22 protein-coding genes and 2 tRNA genes are annotated in these 23,297 nt (G+C 44.8%); 20 read left to right on the top strand and 4 right to left on the bottom strand.

The features are described from left to right. Window positions 1-72, top strand: a tRNA-Glu gene (locus AC4EVX_RS07715). Between the two features lie 35 nt (window positions 73-107). After that, a tRNA-Thr gene (locus AC4EVX_RS07710) sits at window positions 108-180 on the top strand. A gap of 130 nt (window positions 181-310) precedes the next feature. Here the strand turns inward: AC4EVX_RS07710 and AC4EVX_RS07705 are convergent. From AC4EVX_RS07705 to AC4EVX_RS07695, 3 genes are all read right to left on the bottom strand, one after another. Continuing rightward, a complete protein-coding gene (locus AC4EVX_RS07705; RefSeq protein ID WP_490159923.1) occupies window positions 311-1,009 on the bottom strand; it encodes a site-specific integrase in 699 nt (232 codons plus the stop codon). 13 nt (window positions 1,010-1,022) lie between these two features. Beyond that, entirely contained in the window at window positions 1,023-1,658 is a 636-nt protein-coding gene (locus tag AC4EVX_RS07700; protein ID WP_490159919.1) for a phage integrase SAM-like domain-containing protein, read from the bottom strand. A 158-nt stretch (window positions 1,659-1,816) separates the two neighbouring features. Continuing rightward, on the bottom strand, window positions 1,817-2,323 hold the full coding sequence (locus tag AC4EVX_RS07695; RefSeq protein ID WP_490159918.1) for a helix-turn-helix domain-containing protein: 507 nt from the start codon (window positions 2,321-2,323) through the stop codon (window positions 1,817-1,819). 149 nt (window positions 2,324-2,472) lie between these two features. Here AC4EVX_RS07695 and AC4EVX_RS07690 point away from each other — a divergent pair, with 149 nt between their 5' ends. The 12 genes from AC4EVX_RS07690 to AC4EVX_RS07635 all read left to right on the top strand — a co-directional run bounded on the left by AC4EVX_RS07690 (window position 2,473) and on the right by AC4EVX_RS07635 (window position 10,640). Next, window positions 2,473-2,676: a helix-turn-helix domain-containing protein gene (locus tag AC4EVX_RS07690; protein ID WP_490159917.1), complete on the top strand. Its 204-nt coding sequence runs from the start codon at window positions 2,473-2,475 to the stop codon at window positions 2,674-2,676. A gap of 91 nt (window positions 2,677-2,767) precedes the next feature. Next, window positions 2,768-3,118 (top strand): hypothetical protein, encoded by a 351-nt coding sequence (locus tag AC4EVX_RS07685; RefSeq protein ID WP_490159916.1) that lies wholly within the window; start codon window positions 2,768-2,770, stop codon window positions 3,116-3,118. A gap of 54 nt (window positions 3,119-3,172) precedes the next feature. Beyond that, window positions 3,173-3,364 (top strand): helix-turn-helix domain-containing protein, encoded by a 192-nt coding sequence (locus AC4EVX_RS07680; RefSeq protein ID WP_490159915.1) that lies wholly within the window; start codon window positions 3,173-3,175, stop codon window positions 3,362-3,364. Further along, a complete protein-coding gene (locus AC4EVX_RS07675; protein ID WP_490159914.1) occupies window positions 3,361-3,687 on the top strand; it encodes a hypothetical protein in 327 nt (108 codons plus the stop codon). The genes AC4EVX_RS07680 and AC4EVX_RS07675 overlap by 4 nt, the downstream gene beginning before the upstream one ends. Then, the gene (locus tag AC4EVX_RS07670; RefSeq protein WP_490159913.1) at window positions 3,635-5,011 is read left to right on the top strand and encodes a DNA primase family protein; all 1,377 of its coding nucleotides are present in this window, start codon (window positions 3,635-3,637) and stop codon (window positions 5,009-5,011) included. The genes AC4EVX_RS07675 and AC4EVX_RS07670 overlap by 53 nt, the downstream gene beginning before the upstream one ends. A 156-nt stretch (window positions 5,012-5,167) precedes the next feature. After that, on the top strand, window positions 5,168-5,386 hold the full coding sequence (locus AC4EVX_RS07665) for a hypothetical protein (RefSeq protein ID WP_490159912.1): 219 nt from the start codon (window positions 5,168-5,170) through the stop codon (window positions 5,384-5,386). A 173-nt stretch (window positions 5,387-5,559) separates the two neighbouring features. Next, window positions 5,560-6,060: a hypothetical protein gene (locus tag AC4EVX_RS07660; protein WP_490159911.1), complete on the top strand. Its 501-nt coding sequence runs from the start codon at window positions 5,560-5,562 to the stop codon at window positions 6,058-6,060. Between the two features lie 384 nt (window positions 6,061-6,444). Continuing rightward, window positions 6,445-6,696: a DUF4160 domain-containing protein gene (locus tag AC4EVX_RS07655; protein ID WP_432629158.1), complete on the top strand. Its 252-nt coding sequence runs from the start codon at window positions 6,445-6,447 to the stop codon at window positions 6,694-6,696. A gap of 31 nt (window positions 6,697-6,727) precedes the next feature. Then, window positions 6,728-6,988, top strand: a complete 261-nt coding sequence (locus AC4EVX_RS07650; protein WP_490159910.1) for a DUF2442 domain-containing protein — start codon at window positions 6,728-6,730, stop codon at window positions 6,986-6,988. After that, complete coding sequence (locus AC4EVX_RS07645; RefSeq protein ID WP_432629156.1) at window positions 6,975-7,202, top strand: helix-turn-helix domain-containing protein; 228 nt, start codon at window positions 6,975-6,977, stop codon at window positions 7,200-7,202. Before AC4EVX_RS07650 ends, AC4EVX_RS07645 begins: the two co-directional genes overlap by 14 nt. A gap of 2,200 nt (window positions 7,203-9,402) precedes the next feature. Next, the gene (locus AC4EVX_RS07640; RefSeq protein ID WP_490159909.1) at window positions 9,403-9,741 is read left to right on the top strand and encodes a hypothetical protein; all 339 of its coding nucleotides are present in this window, start codon (window positions 9,403-9,405) and stop codon (window positions 9,739-9,741) included. 20 nt (window positions 9,742-9,761) lie between these two features. Then, the gene (locus tag AC4EVX_RS07635; RefSeq protein WP_490159908.1) at window positions 9,762-10,640 is read left to right on the top strand and encodes a sigma-70 family RNA polymerase sigma factor; all 879 of its coding nucleotides are present in this window, start codon (window positions 9,762-9,764) and stop codon (window positions 10,638-10,640) included. 862 nt (window positions 10,641-11,502) lie between these two features. Here the strand turns inward: AC4EVX_RS07635 and AC4EVX_RS07630 are convergent. Further along, the gene (locus AC4EVX_RS07630) at window positions 11,503-12,195 is read right to left on the bottom strand and encodes a tyrosine-type recombinase/integrase (protein ID WP_308451293.1); all 693 of its coding nucleotides are present in this window, start codon (window positions 12,193-12,195) and stop codon (window positions 11,503-11,505) included. A 162-nt stretch (window positions 12,196-12,357) separates the two neighbouring features. Here AC4EVX_RS07630 and AC4EVX_RS07625 point away from each other — a divergent pair, with 162 nt between their 5' ends. From AC4EVX_RS07625 to AC4EVX_RS07600, 6 genes are all read left to right on the top strand, one after another. Continuing rightward, window positions 12,358-12,819 carry a hypothetical protein gene (locus AC4EVX_RS07625; RefSeq protein ID WP_490159907.1) on the top strand — a complete coding sequence of 154 codons (462 nt, stop codon included), beginning with the start codon at window positions 12,358-12,360 and terminating at the stop codon, window positions 12,817-12,819. Window positions 12,820-13,034: 215 nt separating this feature from the next. After that, window positions 13,035-13,610, top strand: a complete 576-nt coding sequence (locus AC4EVX_RS07620; protein WP_490159922.1) for an RNA 2'-phosphotransferase — start codon at window positions 13,035-13,037, stop codon at window positions 13,608-13,610. A 138-nt stretch (window positions 13,611-13,748) separates the two neighbouring features. Further along, complete coding sequence (locus tag AC4EVX_RS07615; RefSeq protein ID WP_308451291.1) at window positions 13,749-14,300, top strand: flavin reductase family protein; 552 nt, start codon at window positions 13,749-13,751, stop codon at window positions 14,298-14,300. 535 nt (window positions 14,301-14,835) lie between these two features. Beyond that, window positions 14,836-18,498 (top strand): non-ribosomal peptide synthetase, encoded by a 3,663-nt coding sequence (locus AC4EVX_RS07610; RefSeq protein ID WP_490159906.1) that lies wholly within the window; start codon window positions 14,836-14,838, stop codon window positions 18,496-18,498. Window positions 18,499-18,962: 464 nt separating this feature from the next. Then, entirely contained in the window at window positions 18,963-20,882 is a 1,920-nt protein-coding gene (locus tag AC4EVX_RS07605) for a DNA gyrase/topoisomerase IV subunit B (RefSeq protein WP_308451289.1), read from the top strand. Window positions 20,883-21,003: 121 nt separating this feature from the next. Next, window positions 21,004-23,238, top strand: a complete 2,235-nt coding sequence (locus AC4EVX_RS07600) for a DNA gyrase/topoisomerase IV subunit A (protein ID WP_490159905.1) — start codon at window positions 21,004-21,006, stop codon at window positions 23,236-23,238. Window positions 23,239-23,297 lie beyond the last annotated feature (59 nt).

Genomic DNA, 23,297 nt, shown 5'->3' with positions numbered 1-23,297 from the left:
GGCCTCGTGGTCAAGCGGTTAAGACGACGCCCTCTCACGGCGTAAACCCGGGTTCGATTCCCGGCGAGGTCATGAATGTTTTGAAGCAATTCAGAATGTTCAGGATTGCTTCCTTGGCTCAGCTGGTAGAGCGACGCATTCGTAATGCGTAGGTCGCCGGTTCGAATCCGGCAGGGAGCTTGAAATGAGGAACCCTTGTAAATCAAGGGTTTTTTGTTGTTCTGGGGTAAAATTTAAGCCGTCATAAAAGACGGCTTTTTTGCGTTTTGGCAACTGTTTGGCAACTACCGGGAAATTTTGACCCATTTTTTCACACCTTTTTGACGGTTAGTATCTCTTCCAAAACGTCAGATGCTTTCCGGTCAAACTCTTCCAGTGTGTGAGCGTATATGTTCAGTGTGGTGCTGGTGTTTGCGTGTCCGAGTCTTCCGGATACCGTACGAACGTCAACGCCGTTTGCGATGAGGAGCGTGGCAGCGGTATGCCTCAGACCATGCAGCGGGATCAAGGGAAGCTCAGGCGCTCCCGGCTGTCTGGTGGCGTCGTAATGCTCAATGATGCGGTGAAAAGCCTGATACGGCGTATCAAGTCCCATATACTGACCATTCCAGCGCGTGAAGACATTCCCCTCATCAGCCCACTGGCTGCCCATTGCAAGCCTGTATTCAGCTTGTGCTTTCTTCCACTGCCTACCAACCGCGACAACTACTTGAGGAATAGAGATCAATCTGTTAGAATTTGTCTTGGTGGACTTGATAATAGTTTCCCCCTTGATCTGACACATGGACTTTGAAATGCTGACAGATCCGGCGTTAAAATCAAGATCAGACCACTTGAGAGCAAGTAATTCCCCGCGCCTGCATCCGGTAAACATGGCAAGATAGAAGAAAAACCGGAGCTGTAACGAGGTTGTGCGCGCGCTCTGGTACTCGCTGACCTGATACACGTTCCCGCTGCAATCGGTGCGTGATCTGGAAGCATAGGAGTAGATGAGCGAGCTTTCAAGCACTTGCAAGAATGTCTCAGCTTGCTCCTGAGTGAAACATTTTAGAGCTTGTGGGCTTGATCCAGCCAGCCTCCCGGCTCTTGATCTGAACCCGGTTCATGGGATTCTCTTTCAAGAGATTCCAGCGTACCGCCTGAGACAGTGCAGCGGATAAAACGGCAGCTCTCCTCTTGATCGTGCCGTGTGAGAGTGTCCCGCTGCCTGTTTGGCTCTGGATCTTTGCCATATCGTTGAAATATCCCTGTAAAAACAGTGGGTTGAGTGTTTCCAGTGTCATATATCCAAAATCAGCCACAAAGGCGCTCAGAGTCTTCTCAGTTGATTGAAAGGTTCTGGGCGCTTGGTTTTCCCTAGCATATTCTTCCAGATACTTCTCAGCATATACAGCAAGCGTCATTGTATACCCGGCTGTATATTCTCCCGTCAGAACCTTTTTCTCAAAGTCCGCTGCAAATTCATTTACCTCTCTCTCAATCGTCTTCTCTGCCTTTAGCTTTCCTGTCTTAGTATATGTTTCCGGTGTAAACGTGATTGTTTTTGTCAGTTTCTTTCCGGCTGGATCATAGCCACAACTAACAATAATCTTGTATGATCCATTCTTTTTCTGTCTGATACAAGCCATTTTGTACAATTCCCCTTTCTTTTTGTGCATCTTACAATATTTTTTCTGATTTTCCAAGTACCGGGCTGGGGTGTCTGGGACATACAGAGAAATATTTGTGTGCAAAATAAAGGGTTTTGAGTGCAGCGGGGTTTTGCTCATTTTTGAGCGGGTTTGATGGGGTCACCGAAATGATGACACCTTATAAATCAACAAGGTTCGTCGTAGTCTCCTTTTTCTTGGCGTTTCAGACTCTTCATAAATTCAGTATGCGCCTTTAGTTGTTCCGGCGGTATATCTTTTGCAGTACGAACAAGATCAAGAAATTCTGGACTTTCAAGCAACTTTTGTGCGATTTGGCGCGTTAGTTCGCGTAATTCCGGGATTTCAAGCAACTTTTGTGCGATTTGGCGCGTTTCGTTAATGTCATTATCTGTTGAATTGTTGCTAATGGTCTTATATCGTTCCTTTATCAACTCGTTAACTGTTTTTTTATCATTTTGCAAGTTCTCAGAATACAAAAAATCACAAGGCACAGCAAAAAAAGTTGAAATCTGCATAATGGTTTCTAGTGATGGCTTGCGTTTTCCAGTTTCCCAAAGTGCTACCGATGTTTGTGATACATTTAGTGCCTCTGCAAGCTCTTTCTGAGAAACGTTGCGCTCTTTGCGTAACGATTTTAAATTTTTCCCTATCCTTTCAAAAATATCGTCCATTTTTTTCAATAACCTCCCATTCAAACAATAGCAGAATGTAATAAAAATAGCAATACCATATTGACAATATTACGAAATGATATTAAAGTAATATTGCAGTTTGTAATATTACACACTGCAATATCAAAAAAAACAAGTGAGGTGATAGCATGAGAGTATCGAGAGACAAAATTGACCTTGCGAGAGCTACCAACTGCATGACGGTGAGCGCGCTTGCAGAAACCTACGGAGTGAGCCGTGCGCGAATGAACACGATTTTGAATCAGCGCGAAGTCACACCAGTATGCGCCGGACGACTTGCCCGCGCGCTGGGTGTTGATGTAACTGAGATCATCGACACAGAAAACGAGTGAGGTTTCTTCCAGAACTGGGAAAAACTAGAAACCAGATAAACCGGGGCTGGGGTGTCTGGGATGCACAGAGAAGCATCAGAAAGGAGCAAAAATGGCATATTCATTAACGGCAGTGGAGCGCGAGAGCGTTATCACATTCAATGCAGCGGAGGAAAACGCGGACATTTACGCGTCAGATCCGGTATGGATCAGAAAGTTCGACAAGCTGGTGGAGCAGAACCCGGAGCAGTTCAAAGTGATTCAGGAATTCAAGTATGAGGGCAAGGTAGTGGCAAGACGTTACACTTTCCCAAAGAGCTTTTTGACAGTCAGATCAAAGAAGCGGGAAGTTCATTTGACAGATGAACAGCGTGAAGCCGCTGCAAAGCGAGTTACAGCCTTAAACAAGCGAGTTGCAAGTCAGAAATCCAACACTGAAACCCTTCAGGGGTACTCTTTATAGGGTACGGGGTAAAAAACAGAAAATTGCCAGTAGAAACACGGAAAGGAGAACAATATGACAGAGAGCAATTATGAAGTCCCGGAGATGGTGACGTTGCAGGTGGCAGCGGAACGCACCGGTTTATCTTATGACTGCCTGAGAAAGTTGTGTATCAATCACAAGATCGTACATATGAGAGCCGGTCGTAAGTATCTGGTGAACATGGGGAAGTTGATCGAGTATATGAATGGCGGGACGCTGGCATGATGAGCCGGGAGAAACTTCTTTCAGAGATCCGGTCAGATATGAAATTGAGCCGTGCGTTTTTTATGAAAATCTACGGTTATGAAATTACATATCCCGGTTTTGCAGAGATCGCCCTCAGCCGACTTGAGGGGATCGGATGCGGGAAAGCCAGAGCGTATTACAAACAATTTGTTGATGAGTACGAAGCAACCAGAGAAGAGGCACTGAAAGAAACCGCTACATGGTATCACAAGCAACTTGAGGAAAAATGGAAAGGAGAACGGCAGGCAAGTGGAGACAGAAGAAAAGAATATAGATTTGCTGGTTTTCCACAAGATTGGTAAACATGGACCTTATGAGATTCTTGATAATGAAATAGCGGAGTATATTACGCACGAATTACAGCTTTTCACTATGGACGGACAGCCCTATCTTTATCGTAGGGGCTACTATATGAGAGATGAGGATGGAAAAATCTTAAAAGCACATATAAAAAGCCTGATTCTTCCAGAACTTATTACCGTGACGCGAATTAATCGTGTTTATGGTCTGATTATGATTGATTACCGTCTGGCAAAGAAAAACAGCGAAATAAACTGCTATCCCGCTACATGGATCAATTTTCAAAATGGGATGTATGACTTACTCAACAACCAGATGCACGCACATGATCCGAAATATCTATCAATCAACCAGATCCCGCATAATTACGAGTCAAGGGCGGATTTTGACAGCTCTGTGGCACAGCAATTTTTTAAGGGTTTAATACCAGATCAGGCGGATCGAGAAATGTTTTTCGCATATTCCGGATATTGTATGACAAGAGATACACAATTCCAGAAGTTTTTAGTTGTGACTGGTGCGCCGGGAGCTGGCAAGTCTACGGCTATTAATATGTTGATGGATATGGTCGGTGCGAAAAATACTTGTGGGATTGCATTACAGGAATTAGGGGAGCGTTTTACGGCAACGGAATTACTGGGAAAACTTTTAAATGCGTGTGCAGATCTCCCTAAAAAGGCACTTGAGCAGGTGGATGCAGTCAAGCGAATCACCGGAGAGGACCCGGTAAAGGGAGAATATAAAGGTGGTAAAACGTTCTGGTTTCGGAGCTATGCAAAGTTGATTTTTTCAGCCAATCAGATGCCGAAATCCTATGACGAAAAAACCACTGCATTTTACAGGCGTTTGCTGATGATCCACATTGACAAGAAAGGACCGAAAATTGAGAACTTGAAAGAGGGACTCGCTCAGAGTATGCCGGCTTTTATTTGTAAATGCGTTCAGTCACTCAGAACTGTATACGCAACGGGGGCAAAGCTGGATAGCCCAAACAGTAAGATGCTTGTTCACGAGTATTATCGTAGCTCTGATAGTGTGACGGCTTTCATGGAAGATTGCACGGAACGATCAGAGAAGAACCGCATAGAGCGCAAGGAGTTATTTCGTAAGTATGAAGAATATTGTACTGAGGAACAGCTTCAAGCATTGCGACGCAACTCATTTTATGATGATCTGAGGGCGAAAGGATATGCAGAGACAACATATCACGGGATTCGCTGTTTTGGGGGAATTTGCTGGAAAAGTGCATCTGATGGTGCCAAAAATACACTTGAAAGTGAATTTGTTCCTGTGGATCGCACCCAAGAAAAGCTCCCATTTAACTGATGAAAACGTGTTTAGGTGCAATAGGTGCAATTATTTCTAAAAGCAAATATATATAAAAGAAAAACGTCTATAAGGCGGTCATATATACATATATAGAGACGATATAATTTTAAATTGCACCTTTTGCACCCATTGAGAGGAAAAGGAATAACACACATGAGAAAAGAAACTGAGGACGCGGTCAGAGAATACAGGGAGCTGATTGATGCCGGATATACAGAGGGGACGGCGCTGGAGCTTATCAAGATCGCTGAGTTTAAACTTGCTGTCGATGCATTACAGGGAATCAAGGATGAAACGGGCAGTATTTGCGATAGAGTGACTGATATTGATATTGCTTTTGAATGTGCACTTAAAGGCAAACTCCCGTTCTGATTGAATAAAAAAATCCCCTGACGGGTGCCAGCCCGCCGGGGGAGATGATAGAAACGTGATACGCTCCCACCCAAGAACGAGGCGAGCATATCACGATTTCAGAAGAAAATAAAGGGTTTTGGACAAAAAAGTCCGAAAGTCCCACAAAATACTGAAAAAGTGAGGGTAAACCGATGGAGCTTGTACAGAAATTAATTGATATTGAGAGCTTGCTGACTAGAGTCAAGATGGACGTAGAAAAAGCGTGGGCGATGTGCAACGAGCTGGATCAGGATCATTTCTCGCATGAAGACAGCAACCTCAGCGTGCCGAGAATCGAGAATGATATAGCACTGGAACATACACACACAGCCGGGGAGCGTCTGAAACAGGTTGGTGCGCTGATGAGCGTGGCTTTTAAACTGGCAAAAGCTAAAGAACCGGAACAGGAGAAGCAGAGCAAGCGCGAGACACAGCCAGCGGAGCCGATCAGCATAGAGGACGATATTGAGGCGCTGATTTATGCGAATGATATGAGACTGTCGCGCGAAACCTATGAAGCAGTCAATAACCGGTATTATAAGCCCGGTGAGCGTGACTCAAAGCTGATTGATGCGAATTTGTTCTACACGCTGGGGCTGATGCATGGGATCAGACGGGAGCGGGCGAGACGCAAGGCAAAACAGGGCAGATAATACCGCTACAATCGGGAGCGGAACGAGACAAAATACAGGGGGAATTAATCCATGAAGAGAGATAGAGCGGAATTACTGGAAGAGCTTCAGAACACGGAGGAGCTGTTGACAGTATCCTTGATTGTGAATTTCCTTATGACGATCGCCTTTCTGGTGATGCGATAAGCCACCAGCGAGCAAAGAAAAAGCCCCGGACCTGTGAAAAGGTGCCGGGGTTTCTTATGCTTACAGAGTTTTCAGGAAGTTCGCCACTCACAGAAGAGTATACCAGACGGGGGAGGAACTGGCAAGCGTGGCATTCTCAAACCGATCAGAGAAAAATCTGTTGATAAACGTTTTTGAGTATGCTATAATGGGCTTAGGACAGTGAAAGGGGAGATAAAAATGCCGGAAATCAGTAGATTTTATGGAATTGTAATCAAAATGTTTTTCAAACCAAAGGAGCACGAACCAAGTCATCTACATGCTTTATACGGTGAACATGTTGGAATATTTGATCTGAGAACGATGGAAATGACTGAGGGGGATCTTCCAAAGAGAGCCTGTGACATGGTTCAAGAGTGGATGGCTCAGAATCAAAAAGAGCTTCTTGAAATGTGGGACAATCAGAACTTGAGAAAACTGCCACCGTTATAAGTGGCAGTGATCCGCAAAAGGAGGTGTTTGTATGATTCCAAGAATTAAAAGTGTGAAGCCTATGAACAATTTTGTATTACAGGTTGTTTTCGATGATGGGAAAGGCGTACTTTACAACGTTGAGGATGATATTGATACCATTCCAAGCTATCAAGATCTGAAAACTATCCCGGGATTATTCAATCAAGTTCAGCTTGATCCGAGTCGTACTTGTGTATTCTGGAATGATATGATAGATCTTGCAAGTGATACAATATACGAATATGGAGAGGCTGAAAATGGCAGTAACTGAGAAAATTAGAGCTTTGTTGTCTGTTAGAGGGAAAAAGAACGTTGAACTGGCGGAATATCTGGGAATTTCCCCGCAATCTCTCCAAAATAAATTAAATCGTGGGAGTTTCTCAGCGGAGGATCTTATCAAGATCGCTGACTTTGCTGGTGTTGCCTTAGCTTTTGAGGTAAATGGTACTCAAAAGATCATGCTTGAAAGTAGTGATATAAGGTAGGGGCACTTTCCCGCGCTGGTACTTGCCTTTCCTTAGCCGGTTTGATATAATGGGGGCTGTGATGAGGATTTCTAACATGAGGCAGACAGCGCCCCCCATTGCGGGAGCAATCCCCCTAAATACGCGACACGACATCGCAAACATTGTAGCATCCTTTTTTTGAGCGTTCCAGCAATGGGCGCTCTTTTTTTTGTGCCGTTTTACGGTATACCGTACCCGCTCCCGTACCGGATCGCCAAAGATGCCACCAAAACACCAGACGTAGCCGTGTAATTTGGGTCAAATTCGGGTTTTTATGTGTGGAGTGGGGAATTGTTAGGGTAAGAGAAGAAAACGGGGAATTTGCCGATGATTTAGGGGATAATGCAAGGAAAGACCGCCCACATCAGACGGTCCCCAAAAAGAGCATAGATACTGGATCAGTATAACAGAGCCGTAGGAGAAAGGCAAGGGCACAGCGAGGAGCATATGTTAACTTTTGTTAACGTTGAAAATTGTATTTAGCAACTTTTGGGAGGCAGAGGGCAATTTATGGCACAGAAAAGCACCCGATCACGAGCCTACGAGATCCGGGCGCTTTTCTGGTTCCTTTTGCAATTATAACACGTTGATTAATATTTCCCCCTGAGTATACCATGATCGGGAGACGCTGGCAAGGGTAGCGGGACCATCTCTCGTAAAACGCTGTTTATTCTCTGAAATCAAATACAGAATAAAGGAATACGGCATTGAAACCGCTTGAGGGTATACTTGATAGGGGGAGAGGGAAAAGCCGGCAGAATGAGCCAATATGCTAACAAATGCTAACCTTGTACAGAGAGCAGGGATGAAGCTGGGGTGAATCCATTTTTGGCTTTTCAGAAATCGGCTTTGCCGACATCCGAACCTTTTACTCATTTTTGAGTAAAACCCCGCTACAAAGCCGTCAGACACCTTGAACCGTGATGGGATGTTTCATCCCGTCAACAAGCGTGAAAAGTTCCACACTTGTAAATGCGTCGTGAAACGCGACGGAATTAAAACCGGCGTTCCTGAAAGTACGGAGGTAACCAGCGGGCAGACTTCCAAAACGAAACGAATGGAGCGCTCCAAACAGTCCCGCTCCTGTTGCAACGTTCCAAAACGACGAATGTTGTACAACGTTGTAATTCCAAAACAAACGAATAGCGAACGTTCGGATAAAATAGCGAGCGTTCGGAATAGCTGATGTTTAGAAATGACAAGGTTTATTGCAACGTTGCACCCTAAGAAACCCTAAGATTTATGTTAGGTTTTGTTAAGGTTTATCGCAACGTTGCAACTTCAGAAAACTTCAGATTCTTCAGCCATTCAACAAGGTTTTACAAGATTTTTGAATGGTAACGTTACTAAACGCTGACCGTGGAAAAACGTTGAATTTTTTTCGGAACGTTGCGAACGCTGACCGTTGCCGAAAATGTTGGAGAATATTGGAGAGGTTAAGCGGTTCAAGGGGGGGGCTGTGAAACTTGCTACCCAAAAATGGGAAGCGAATAGCAAGAAAGGAGCTGTGAAGCGTGAGAGAAGCATGAGGGAAGCCCGAGGGGGCGGGAAAAATCCCCTTTCCAAATTTGGAAAGCAGTTACAGGGCGGTTATTGGTGTCTCTTTTTTGAGTGACCAATATACCTAAAGTACCGAAACAGTATCTGTGCCGGTGAAATACCAAGTCAGGCGGTCGCTGGTGTCACCTGTGACGGTGTGCCGGAGCTGGGAGAACGTTTCGTTCTGTCAGATCAGAGCCGGGAGCGGGATCTATCACGAGTTTTTTGAGTCCCTAAAAAAGGGTATCTGTGGTATGGATACCCTTGCCGATCAGGCGAACACATACCCAAAATCAGGGAAAACAGAGGGCGGGTGCGTGCTGTGACTCTCTAAAACAGGGGGGCACCTCAGTGTACAATCTTCCAGCGAGAACCGGAGGTGATTTCTTGACACGATACCGCGGGGGATTGCTTGACCATACCTAAAAGAACTGGAGTTCGGGAAAATATGTTCGATCAAATGATTCTTGAGGGGATGGCATCATAAATCCCGCTCCCGTCGGATACCTTAAAGAACTGGTGTTCTTGTAGGAATGGAAAGGGGGTAGCAAATTTCTACTCCCGTTGTGATCGTTCCAGCGGGTGAAATGTCACACAATTTGAGACAGCATGGAGCTGATCAGCACCGGAAAGCGTGAAAATGTCTGAAAAATCCCTCAATATTGTCTATTTGACCGGTTCAAGGTATAATTTCCCTCACAATAACCGGCGGGCAGATCAGAGAAAGGGTGTCGTGAAACGCGACACCCTTGGGGATGTAACGAAACGTTACACCCTTGTAAACTCCCGCTCCCGCTGGAAGCAGAAAGGAGGGGCGCGTATGTTGTACGGAACGATCATGACAGCGGTCGGCAGTTCGATTTTGTGCCACCAGCGAATCAACCGGCGCGGGGCAGAGCTGACACAGGCGAGAGCAAAGCTGATTTTGTTCGGTGTCTGCCTTGTTTTCAGCGGTGTTTTGACATGTATGTTTGAGTAGTGATGGGATGAGGTGAGGAAATGACAAACGAGGAGCTTGTAGAGCGGATCAGAGCCGGGGAGAACGTACCGGAGAACATGGCAGCCCTTTACGATCAGACACGGGGGTTTATCCATTCCCTTGTCTGGAAGTACCGGGAGAGCGGAATCATGGAGGATCTGGAACAGGAGGGTTTTTTAGCACTGTATCCGGCGATTGAAAACTATGATCCCACGGCGGGCGTGAAGTTCCTCACCTATGCCGGTTTCTGGATCAGGCAGCGGATCGGGCGATATATGGCAGATAATAGTTCTTTACATCTTCCGGCTGGGAGGCTGGAACAGGTGCAGCGGTACGAGCGTTTTTGCAATGCGTACCGGCTGGAATACGGCAGAAAGCCCCCGATTGACCTTGTAGCCTATTATTTGAACGTGAGCCGGGAAAGTGTCCATGAAATCGAAAAGAACGTCTATATAAGGGGCGTGATGAGTCTCAATGCACCGATGGCGGGAGCGAATGACGGGGACGATCTGGAATATATGGACACGCTGACAGCGGGAGACGTTCTTGAGGATGAGGTTGCCGATAAAGTGGACGGGGAAGCCCTCAGCGCCCTTTTATGGGGATATGTGGACGAGTTACCGGATAATCAGCCGGAGATCATCAAACGGCGGTACAGGAACGAACAGACGCTTGCACAGATCGCAAGGGCTCAGGGAACAGAGGGGTATGTGATCCGCCGGGAATATGATAAAGCAATCCGACACTTGCGGAGCGTTGCTAGCAAGAACCTAAGATCGTTTCTTCCGGAGGCTGAGGAGTTTGATAAGATCTATTCTATGGCGCTTGCTGGTAACGGAGTGGAGCGGTTCAATCAGACATGGACGAGTAGCACAGAGAGAACGGCGCTCAGATTGTGACCTTGGCAACTGCTGGCAACTGTTTAGCAACTAAAGAGAGCGAAAAAGAGAGCGAAATACAAGGAATTATAAAAAATAAAATCTGTGAAACCCGCTTAAATACTGGGTTTTGAGGAAATACGAAAAAATAGAAAAAGTAAAACCTCTCATTCGTAATGCGTAGGTCGCCGGTTCGAATCCGGCAGGGAGCTTGAGATGAGGAACCCTTGTAAATCAAGGGTTTTTTGTTGTTTTGGAATAAAATTTAAAGGCGGGTGAAAAAGAAAGAAATCCCTTTTCACCCGCCTTTTTCGCATTTTTGACCGCGATTTGGCGACTACTGCCGATTTTTTTCACAACTTTAAGGTTGTGATTGCGGTTCAATGAGCGTTTCTGACATAATTTTCATGGCTTCTTCGCTGGTCTGGTGAAAGAAGTAGGCATAGAAGATAACGTACAGCGGTAATTTAAAACCGCCAAACGCTACAAAAGCAAAGGAGTGATAATAATGGTTATGGTGACAAGTGTAAGGACAATGCTTGCAACAGAAAACCAGAAAGAAGCAGAAGCAGTTTTGGTTTTCCTGAAGATGCTCACCGCAGAAGAGCAGAGAAACTTTTTGGCGTTTCTTCGCGGGGCAACTTTTGTGAAAAGCATGGAACGAGCAGAAATCTAAATGTGAGATCTGGCAGGTGCTTGCATACCAGATGGCACAGGAGGGAAAAGAAATGATCACAGCAATATTGACGATTGCGCTGATAATTGCGCTGTTGAAATGGTACTTCCTGATGATGACAAAGGTCTATACTATAAGGACGAGCCCTATACTACGAAAAAACTCCACGTAGAAGAATAACCGCTATTTTAGATCAAGAGACCAGGTCTAAGAGCATTCTTTTATCAGAATGGTTTGACCATTGCGCTTGGCTGTATGTTGTTGCCTGCGGATCTCAACCGGATTATCCAGTAGCCAGAGAAAACGTTTTGTCTGATCAATGGTGAGCTGTTTGGTCTTATATTCTCGTTTTGTTTTTGCACATCTGTGCTGTTTTCCTGAGTAGATCAGCGGATTGATCGGAAGATAACCTTCCTCTACGGCATAGGAGAGTACAGTGCTGATTGTCGCCCGGTATTTTGTCACGGTCCCTTCAGACAACATTCCTCCGCGATCGTCTAATCGCTCGCCTTTTCCAAGTTTTTTCAAGAATCCTTTCACAACGCGGTTTGTGATCTGCGTGAGCCTCAGATGTCCGAGACTCGGTATGATCCGGCTCTCAATACGCTTCCGGTAATCTTCCAGAGTCGAAACCGCTAAACAATCTTCATCTTCCATATCTTCCAGAAATTCAACGCACAGCCTCTCAAGGGTGAGCTTATCACTGGAAATATCTCCGCCGGTCTTTATTTTATCCTCGAAGCGTACCGTAAACTTTTCTGCTTCTGCCTGCGCACGCTTTTTACTCAATCCGGCATCTGACGTGAATGTTGTCGTCTTTATAACACGCTTTCCCGATGAATCATAGCCACAGGAGACTGTGATCTGAAAGGAGTTCCCTCGTTTTCTTACATATGTCATATCATTTCTCCGTTAACACGCCGTGAGCAAGAAATCCCCACCTCTAAACAAATGTGTATGTGGTGGGATGAATTGCGGGATATACGGCGTTGACTTTTATTTTTGATTGCATTATAATATTCTTATCATTCAGTCGTAACTAGCATAAGATGTATTTATAATGTGAATCTTAACACAAATAATCATTCAGTATCTTTACTAAAATTTCCAAAATATAAATCGGCAAAATATAGCAGAAAATCCTATACAACAAATAATCAAAATAAAACGATTGCGTTGTATGAAAAGGAACTGAAATTACCGAAAGTTGGAAAGGTGAAAGCGGTCGTTCATAGAAAGCCAAAGGAAGGATGGCAGATAAAATCCGATACGATTTCACAGAAATCTGATGGAAGCTTTTTTGCCTCGGTTCTGTTTGAATTTGATCCTCCTGTTTGTGATTATGTGGCGGATCTGGAAAATGTGATTGGTCTGGATTGTGCGTCAAATGGTCTGTATGTAGATCACAATGGTCAGATTGGAAGTAATCATAAATATTACAGAGAAAGTCAGGAGAAACTTGCAAGAGAACATCCGACTTCTTTAAGTCGGGGTAGTTCGCAAACAACATTTCCAGTATACTGAGTTTCAAAAATCCGAGCAATTGGCAGCAAAGAGGAAGGTAATTATGTAATGGTACAAATTTTATAACACAGAGTGAATGTTCCACTCCTCCATAGGTGAGGGATCGCAAACTTTTTCAGGAGGGGAGACTAGCTTCTTCTGAGTTATACGTTCCGCGTGGATGTGCAGTGATTTTGATAGAATGCAACTTAACACAGAAAGGAAAGTGGATGAATATGGGACAGCATGATAAGAGCAATAGTCTCGGGAAATTTATTTCTTATATTTTACGGCATCATCCAGAAACTGTCGGTATTGAAGTGGATGAGCATGGCTGGGCAGATACAGAAGATTTGATTAATGGGATCGCGAAGACTAGAAATTTCAATATGCAGATGTTGGAAGAAATCGTGAGAACGGACTCGAAACAGAGATATTCTTTCAATGAAGACAAAACATTAATCCGGGCAAATCAAGGTCATTCCATTCCAGTGGATGTTGAATTGGAACAAAAGAATCCACCGGAAATCTTATGGCATGGGACTGCTGAGAAGTATGTGGAGTCCATTAATCAGATTGGATTAATTCGCAAATCCAGACTGTATGTGCACTTATCAAAAGATTATGAAACTGCAAAAACAGTTGGAAGTCGGCATGGAAAACCGTCTGTCTATCAGGTAAATGCAAAAAAAATGGCAGCTGATGGATATCCGTTTTATTTGTCTGTAAATGGAGTATGGTTGACAAAAGAAGTTTCTGTGCGTTACCTCAGTATACCAGGTATACCACAGCATAAACAGCACAGTTTGTAGGAAAAGTCAAAACACCAAAATATAGATAAACGAATATAGACAAACGAGGAATAAAGAATCAAAATCAAGAATGAAAGTCGAAAATAATAAATCAAAAAGTAAGAATAACAAAAAATGAAGAGTACAGGAGAAACGAAAATGAGCAGGGTCGACTTTGGCGCGAAACCGATTTTATATCCGATGCCGGTATTGATTGTTGGAACGTATGACGAGAATGGAGTTCCGGATGCTATGAATGCAGCTTGGGGAGCAATCACAGATATGAATGAGATCTCCATCAGCATGTCCGAGCATAAGACAACGGAAAATATAGCAAAAACAGGTGCGTTTACCGTCAGCATGGCGACGGAAGATACGGTTATCCCCTGTGATTATGTAGGTGTGGAGTCTGCGAAAAAGACACCGGATAAATTTGCAAGAGCCGGCTTTCATGCAGTTAAGAGTACCCGCGTGAATGCACCACTGATCGAAGATCTTCCTCTGGCGCTGGAATGTAAGCTGAAAAGTTTTGAAGACGGAATTCTGATCGGTGAGATTGTCAATGTAACAGCAGATGAGAGTATTCTCACAGATGGAAAAGTAGATCCGGCAAAGCTTAAACCGATCATCTTTGATCCGGTCAATAATACCTATATGGGACTAGGAAAGGTTGTAGGCAAAGCATTTGCAGATGGAAAACAGCTCAAATAAAAACTCGGATAACACAAAGAACCCGAAGAACCAGGAACACAAAGAAAATAATAAGAAATTAAGAAACTAAGAGAGCAAATTAAAGTAAAGAGACGAGGTTCTAAAATGTACCGGCTTCCAAAAGTTAGATCCAAAATCCAATGATTGGCAGTCGGTATTTTTATAACTAAAATTGTGTAAATTTTTCGTTAAAGTTAACAGAAATTAACCTGTTGTGTTAGATAAAAAATAATATAAAGAAACTTCAACAAAATGTGCTATCTTATTTGTAGGACACACAAACTCGAAAGGAGGCATCATCATTATGTTAGAAGGCTAGCGATTTAAGAAGAGAACTATAAATTTTTAGTTATTTTCAGGAGTTCCGACAAGAAAATGCCTATTTGCAAAACGAATTAAAAAATGACAAATATCGACATAAAACTGTGATTTTTCAACAAAAGCATTGGTTGAAAAATGTTTACATATTCCTTAAGACATGTTATATTTGAGACAGATCTTATGAATCTGTCTTAGTTTTCAAAGGGGAGGAACTATGATTACCTATCAGGATGTCAAAACGGTTTACGATCTCGTGCAAAATGCTGGTCGTGAACACGGAGACCGTGTGTTTCTGAAGTATGAAGAAAATGAAAAGGTGTTTTGCGTGACGTATCGCCAATTTGCAGAGGACTGTGATGTGATTGCAACATGGGCGAGAGAGAAGAGGGAGAAAGTAGGTCACAAGCTGAAAGTTGGACTTCTCGGAATCAGTAGCTACCATTATCTTGCGGTGCTTCTCGGTGTGATGTCGGGCGGAGATACAGGAATTCCGCTGGATGTGCAGATGAATGCGGAGAAACTCGCAGATTGCCTCAATCGTTCCGATGTGGATGTCTTATTTTACGATTGGGAATTTCATCCGATCACCGATGATGTGCGTCCGAACTGTCCAAATGTGACCGAATACATTTCCTTACAGCACGGCAAACACGTTCCATGCTCCGATCAGATTCTCAAAAAATATGCCGGACAGAAAGTTCCGTCAGATGCAAAGGAAGATGAGTGTGCGATGATTCTCTTTACTTCCGGAACAACCGGACGAGGAAAGGGAGTTATGCTCTCCAATGGAAATCTGATGGACAATACATTCTGTGCGACAGATCTGCTGAATCCGGAGAATGAAGTTTACTTAAATGTCCTGCCAATTCACCATGTATTTTGCTTGAACGGCGATGTTTTCACGGTCATGCGCTATGGCGGAGTCCTGTGCTTAAATCGAGATATGAAGAAATTGGCAGAGCATATTTTGCTGTTTGAGCCAACTGCGATGCGCATGGTTCCAATGATGGCAAAGACGCTCTACAATCGAATTGCAATTTTGAGCCGTCAGAAGCCGGAGATCCCGATCCGAAAGATCAAGGAGCAGATTCTCGGGAGACGGCTTCACAAAATTATCAGCGGTGGCGGTTATCTCGCACCGGATCTTGCAAAGAATTATCAGCGACTTGGAATCACAATCGCTCAGGGATACGGAATGTCTGAGTGTTCCCCGAAAATCTCTTCTCCAGACTGGTCACGTCCAGACAAGGTGGATTCCGTCGGAAAGATTGTTGACCGTTGCCAGGTTCGCATTGTCGACGGTGAGATTCAGGTCAAGAGCCCGTCTGTGATGATGGGGTATTACAAAGAGCCAGAGAAGACTGCGGAGGCGATCACGGAGGATGGCTGGCTGTGCACCGGAGATCTCGGACACGTGGACGATGAGGGATTTTTGTATCTGACCGGAAGAAAGAAGAACCTGATTATCCTCAGCAACGGCGAGAATGTTGCACCGGAAGAAATAGAAAATATGTTTGAGGATGATCGTCTGATTGAGGATATTCTTGTGTACGGAGCAGATGACAGGATCTGTGCGGAAGTTTATCCGAATTACAAATACGCAGAGGTCGCAGGAGTCGAGGATATTGAAAAAACAGTATCCGCGATTGTCAAGAAACATAATCAGGAGTTGCCAACGTTCAAACGCATTCTGCGCTGTACGATCCGTGAGACTCCGTTTGCAAAGACTTCTTCAAAAAAAATTATCCGCAATCAGTATTTTGAGGGAAAGAAACTCGAAAAACAGGAAGAGCAGAATCTTCGCATGCCGGAGACAGGGTACCAGAAACAGATTTACGAGTGTGTTGCAGGGGTACTCGGTCACAGAAAATTTGGAATCGATACGCCGCTCTATGAGGCAGGACTTGACTCGCTCGGAAGTGTGTTGTTGTTGACAGATCTCTATAAGACAATTAAGCTCTCGATGACCTTAGATGATCTTGTAAAACATGATTCCGTCTTAAAGCTGGAAGCTCTGGCAAGCAAAGAGGACGAGAAACATCAGGTTGATTACAGTGTTCGTCCGGTCTATCCGCTCACAAATCTTCAGTTGTATTTTGCGTATGTGATGAGGGGAAATACGACTGCAAACCTGCCGTTCCTCTATAAGTTAGACGAGAGAGTGGATCTGAGAAGACTGAAATTTGCAGTGGAATGGTTGTTTGAAATTCATCCGGAACTCAAGGCAATTATTCAGATGGCAGAGGGGAGATACCAAATTTTCCGTGATGACAAGCGAAAGATTGAGATTCCGATCACGCATCTGAGCGATGAGCAGTGGGAGAAGACGAGAGAGAATCTTCTCTATCCATATCTCTACGGAGAAGGCGAGAATCTGTACCACATTGGAATCTATCAGACAGATTCTGCAAATTATTTCTTTTTCGATCTTGCACACATTATGGGCGATGGAATGACGATGAATGTGCTGTTTGAGGATTTGAATCAGCTTTATCTCAGAAAAGCGGTGGAACCGGAGAGCTATACATTCTACGAGTACATTCTCGATGAGAAAGATCGAGATGCAAGAGGACTTCGCACAAAGAATGAAGAGTATTTCCAGAATCTGATGAAGGGATTCAAGATTCGAAAGAGCATTCTGACAAGACCGGATGACTACGATCTTGAGCATGGAATTGATGCGGTTTTAAGAGGGCGTTTCCGGAGACTCAGCCGTCATCAGGTTACGGCATTTTGTAAGAAATATAGCGTTTCCGAGAATGTCTTTTTCCTGACTGCATACAATCTCAGCATTGGAATTTTCAGTAATGAGGATGACACGGTATGTTCATCGATTCACAGTGGAAGAACGGACAGCCGTTGGCATCGTCTTGCCGGTCCGCTGTTTTTGACCTACTATTTCCGCTGCACGCCGGACATTGACCAGACCGTACCGGAACTTTTAAAGACATCCGGAAAACAGATTGTCAACACAATGCGCTGTTATATCTCCAATCTTCATGCAGATGAGATGTTCTTCCAATATCAGGGCGATCTCTTGAACATTGGAACAATCGGCGGTTATCCGGCAAAACGCGAAAAAATGCAACTCGATGCGCTCCCGTTTCATCTTCAGGTATTCACCGATGAGAAGGGATATTATTACGAGCTTCGCTACTGGGAAAACCGCTTCGACCGGGCACAGCTTGAATGCTTCATGATGATCATGGAGACTCTGATGGAGGCAATGCAGGAGGAGACCCTGGTTCGCCGTCTGAAACGTCACCTTCCGGACAAGCTCTTCCCTCTGCATTACACGGTGACCGCAGATCAGTTGAATCACACGGTTCAGCGCCAGCTCTTAAGAAATGTAGATGGAAAAGAGCCGGTTAAGGTTTATGTATTTGACAAAAATTGCCGGAAGAAGCCGTTTGGTGCGTGGGGCGAACTCTATGTGATGGATTATGAGCCGGAAACATGGAGGGATCGTATCACAAATCCGTATGGTCCTGGCATGCTTTATCAGACGGGATATACCGCAAGAATTCTCCCGGATGGATCGCTTGATCTTTTGGAAAACGGCGGACGCACGATTCTTCAGGAGGGTTTGACTGGTTGTCATTTCCTTGATCTGTACAAGCTTGAGAGTACGCTCTGTCATTATCCGGGAGTTGAACATGCAGAGGCTTATGTGCGCTATGCAGAGGGAAATAAACTGATTTTGACGGCAGAGGTAAGTCCTGCAATGGAAGCGGGACCAGCTGGCTTTGACAAAAAAGCTGAACTTGATATCGTAAAAATTCGGGAATATCTCGAAAGAAACTGTGAAAAATCATTGATTCCGTCGGAGATTCGGATTGTGGAACCGTCGGAATCAGATTCAGATGATGAAATGTAAAAAAACACTTGAAACCTTCTTCAAAATGATCTATAATACATCTATCGAACATTTGTTTGCTGATGGCAAATTTTCGTGAGAAGTGGAACGATTCAGGAGCTTTTTCTTCCTGCTCTCGAATTTTCCGTGATCAGAGATACTTGCTTTTTTCAAACAATTCTGTGATAATATGTCTCAGCGCCCGCACATGAAAGGTGTGCGGGCATCTGTTTCTCCTTTTGCGAAAAATAAAAATAAAATGAATCGTGATAAACCGCAATAAGTCGTAATAAATCGTAAATTACGATAATCAGCGTAATCATAAGCGATGAATGATCCTAATAAATCATAATAATAAATTATAATAATAAATTATAATAATAAATTATAATAATAAATCACAACGATGATTGATGATCCAAATCGGACAGGCCAGAAACATGAAAAGCGCGAAGGAGCAGAAGAACAATGGAGGGGAAAGATTCATGGCAAAGACACAATACAATGCAGACAGCATCACCGTACTCGAAGGACTTGAAGCAGTCCGCAAGCGTCCCGGTATGTACATCGGTGGCGTTGGCAACAAGGGACTGAATCATTTGATCTACGAGATCGTGGACAATGCGGTGGATGAGCATCTTGCGGGTTACTGTGATAAAATCTGGGTAACTCTGGAAGCAGACGGTTCCTGTACCGTCAAGGATTCCGGACGAGGAATCCCGGTTGAGATGCATAAAAAAGGAGTTTCCGCAGAGCGAGTTGTCTTTACGACACTTCACGCAGGTGGAAAATTTGACAATAATGCATATAAGACAAGCGGTGGTCTTCACGGTGTGGGCTCGTCCGTCGTAAATGCACTGTCTGCGCACATGGATGTAAAGGTGTATAAGAACGGACAGATTCACCACGATGCCTACGAAAGAGGAATTCCGACCGTGGAGCTTGTGGATGGTCTTCTTCCAGTTCTCGGAAAGACGAGATCAACCGGAACAGAGATCAACTTTCTTCCGGATGGAGAGATTTTTGAGAAGACACGCTTCAAGGCAGACTGGTTAAAGAGCCGTCTCCATGAGACCGCTTATCTGAATCCAAAGCTGATGATTTTCTATGAGAATAAGCGTCCGGGCGAGGAGGAGAGCATTACTTATCATGAGCCGGAAGGCATCATTGCCTATGTCAAGGAAGTGAACAAGGGAAAGATACCGATTCATGAGCCGATCTACTTTAAGAGCGAGACAGATGGAATTGAGGCTGAGATTGCGTTCCAGTTCGTAGATGCGTTTGAGGAGAATATTCTTGGATTCTGCAACAACATCTTCACTCAGGAGGGTGGTACACATCTGGTTGGCTTTAAGACCCGTTTCACCCAGTTAATCAATTCCTACGCAAAGGAACTCGGTATCTTAAAGGACAAAGATCCAAACTTTACCGGAGCAGATACGAGAAATGGTATGACGGCAATCGTTGCTATCAAACATCGTGATCCGATTTTCGAGGGACAGACGAAGACAAAGCTCGCGAGCGCAGATGCGACGAAGGCTGTGTTCTCCATCACAGGAGACAAGCTCCAGCATTACTTTGATCGAAATGTGGAGACGCTCAAGGCAATCATCGGCTGTGCGGAAAAATCTGCAAAGATCCGTAAGGCGGAGGAGAAAGCCAAGACAAATATGCTGACAAAATCCAAGTTTTCTTTTGACAGCAATGGAAAACTTGCAAACTGTGAAAGCAAAGATGCCGAGAAGTGTGAGATCTTCATCGTAGAGGGTGATTCTGCAGGCGGTTCTGCAAAGACAGCAAGAAATCGCCTCTATCAGGCGATTCTCCCGATCCGTGGAAAGATCCTCAATGTAGAAAAGGCTTCGATGGATAAGGTGCTTGCGAATGCGGAGATCAAGACAATGATCAATTCCTTTGGCTGTGGATTCTCAGAGGGATACGGAAATGATTTTGATATTTCCAAACTGCGTTATAACAAGATTATTCTGATGACGGATGCCGATGTAGACGGAAGCCATATCGATACTCTGCTTCTGACATTTTTATATCGATTTATGCCTGAGCTGATCTATAATGGACATGTATACATTGCGATGCCACCGCTTTACAAGGTGATCCCGAGCCGTGGACAGGAGCAGTATCTGTATGATGACAAGGAACTTGAGCGATACAAGAAGAGTCACACCGGTGAATTCCGTTTACAGCGCTACAAAGGTCTCGGTGAGATGGATCCGGAACAGCTCTGGGAGACAACACTTGATCCGGAGCGTCGTGTGCTCAAGCAGGTCGAAATCGAAGATGCGAGAATGGCATCTGAGGTGACGGAAATGCTGATGGGAAGCGATGTCCCGCCGAGACGACAGTTCATTCACGACCATGCGGATGAAGCGGAGATCGACGCATAAGATCAAGACCAGAATGATGATATAAAAAAAGAAAAAATAGAAGATAGCAGAAGATAGACGAAAAAAACAGACGGACTAAGAACAAGAAGTAGAACTAGAGACAGACAGGGGAACAGAGACAATGTCAGAAAAGATTTTGCGAACAGAATATTCTGAGGAAATGCAACGCAGTTATCTGAATTATTCGATGAGTGTTATCACCGCGCGCGCGATTCCGGATGCCAGAGACGGTCTGAAACCGGTACAGAGACGCGTGCTTTACGATATGGGAGAGCTGAAACTTGGTCATGACAAACCGCACAGAAAGTCTGCGCGTATTGTCGGAGATACGATGGGTAAGTACCATCCGCACGGAGACAGTTCGATCTATGAGACGCTTGTAGTTATGTCCCAGAACTTCAAGAAGGGTATGGCACTTGTGGACGGACACGGAAATTTTGGCTCCATCGAGGGAGACGGAGCTGCCGCAATGCGTTACACCGAGGCGCGCCTTGAAAAATTTGCGGAGGAGGTCTATTTAAAGGATCTTGACAAGACCGTAAATTTCGTCTCCAACTACGATGGATCGGAGAAGGAGCCGGAGGTTCTTCCAGTTCGCGTGCCAAACCTTTTGATCAACGGCTCTGAGGGAATTGCAGTCGGCATGAGTACAAGTATTCCGCCACACAACCTCGGAGAAGTCATTGACCTTGTTCAGGCATACATCGACAACCCGGACATGACGACCGAGGAGATGCTCACTTATATGCCGGGACCGGACTTCCCGACAGGAGGTATCATTGCAAACAAGAAAGATCTCGCAGAGATCTATGAGACCGGAACCGGAAAGATCAAACTGCGCGGAAAGATCGAGGTGGAACTTGGAAAACGTCGATCCGACCGCGACAAGATGATCATCACCGAGATTCCGTACACGATGATCGGCGCCGGAATCAATAAGTTTTTGATGGATGTGGCAGACCTCGTCGAGAATCGAAAACTCACGGATGTCGTAGATATTTCCAACCAGTCGAGCAAGGAAGGCATCCGCATTGTTCTGGATCTGAAGAAGGATGCGGACATCGATCGCATCCGCAATATTCTCTACAAGAAGACGAAGCTCGAGGATACGTTCGGCGTCAATATGCTCGCAATCGCAAATGGTCGTCCGGAGACGTTAAACCTGCGTGGAATTCTCTCCAATTATCTGAAGTTTCAGTATGAGAATGCAACTCACAAGTATCAGGCACTTCTCGACAAGGAGCTTGAGCGCAAGGAGATCCGTGAGGGTCTGATCAAGGCGTGTGACATCATTGACCTGATTATCGCAATTCTGCGCGGTTCGAGAAATCTGCGCGACGCGAAAGCCTGCCTGGTGAATGGCGACATCTCAAACATTCATTTTAAGACACCGGGATTTGAGGAGGATGCTAAACAGCTTCGATTCACCGAGAAACAGGCTAGTGCAATCCTCGAGATGCGTCTGTACAAGTTGATCGGTCTTGAGATCATGGCACTTGAGAAAGAGTACAAGGAGTGTCTGAAAAAAATTGCACAGTATGAGAAGATCTTAAAGAGTCGAGAGACAATGAATGCTGTGATCAAGGAAGATCTCCAGAATATTCGTGCAGAGTTTGCGACGGAGCGTCACACAAAGATCGAGGATGGAAAGGATGCTGTTGTTGAGGAAATTGCTCCGGTTGTGCAGGAGGTTGTCTTCATCATGGATCGCTTCGGATATTGCAAGACGATCGATCGATCGACCTACGACCGCAATCAGGAGACGATTGAAAATGATTATAAGTATGTGATTCCATGCCTGAGTTCGGACAAACTGTGCATCTTCACGAATACCGGAAGCCTGCACCAGCCGAAACTTTCCGACCTTCCATACGGAAAGATGCGTGACAAGGGTGTCCCGATCGACAATGTGAGCAAGTACGACGGAAGCAAGGAGGAGATCGTCTTCCTTACCGTGAGCGGGCGCATGACGGGTCAGCTTCTTCTGTTTGCGACAAAAATGGGTATGCTCAAACAGGTGCCGGCAGAAGAATTTGTCACAAACAATAGAACCGTTGCCTCCACAAAACTTCAGGATGGCGACAGTCTTCTCGATGTGCGAATTGTCGGAACCGAACAGGAGATTGTGCTCCAGTCGGCATCCGGAATGTTCCTGCGCTTCATGATGGAAGAAATTCCTGAGATGAAGAAGAATTCTCGCGGAGTCCGTGGAATTCGTCTCTCCGACAAGGATGAACTCGAAGACCTCTATTTTGTCAGCCAGGACCCGGTCATCACTTACAGGAAAAAAGAAGTGCACTTAAACCGGTTGAAGATGGCAAAACGAGACGGAAAGGGAAGCAAAGTCCGCCTATAACTCAGAGTGGATGTCCCCCTCCTCTTTAGGTGGGAGTATCACAATTCTTAAATAATTTT

The organism is Brotaphodocola sp. (genome assembly GCF_983179755.1).
This window is presented reverse-complemented; position numbering and strand designations above follow the sequence as displayed.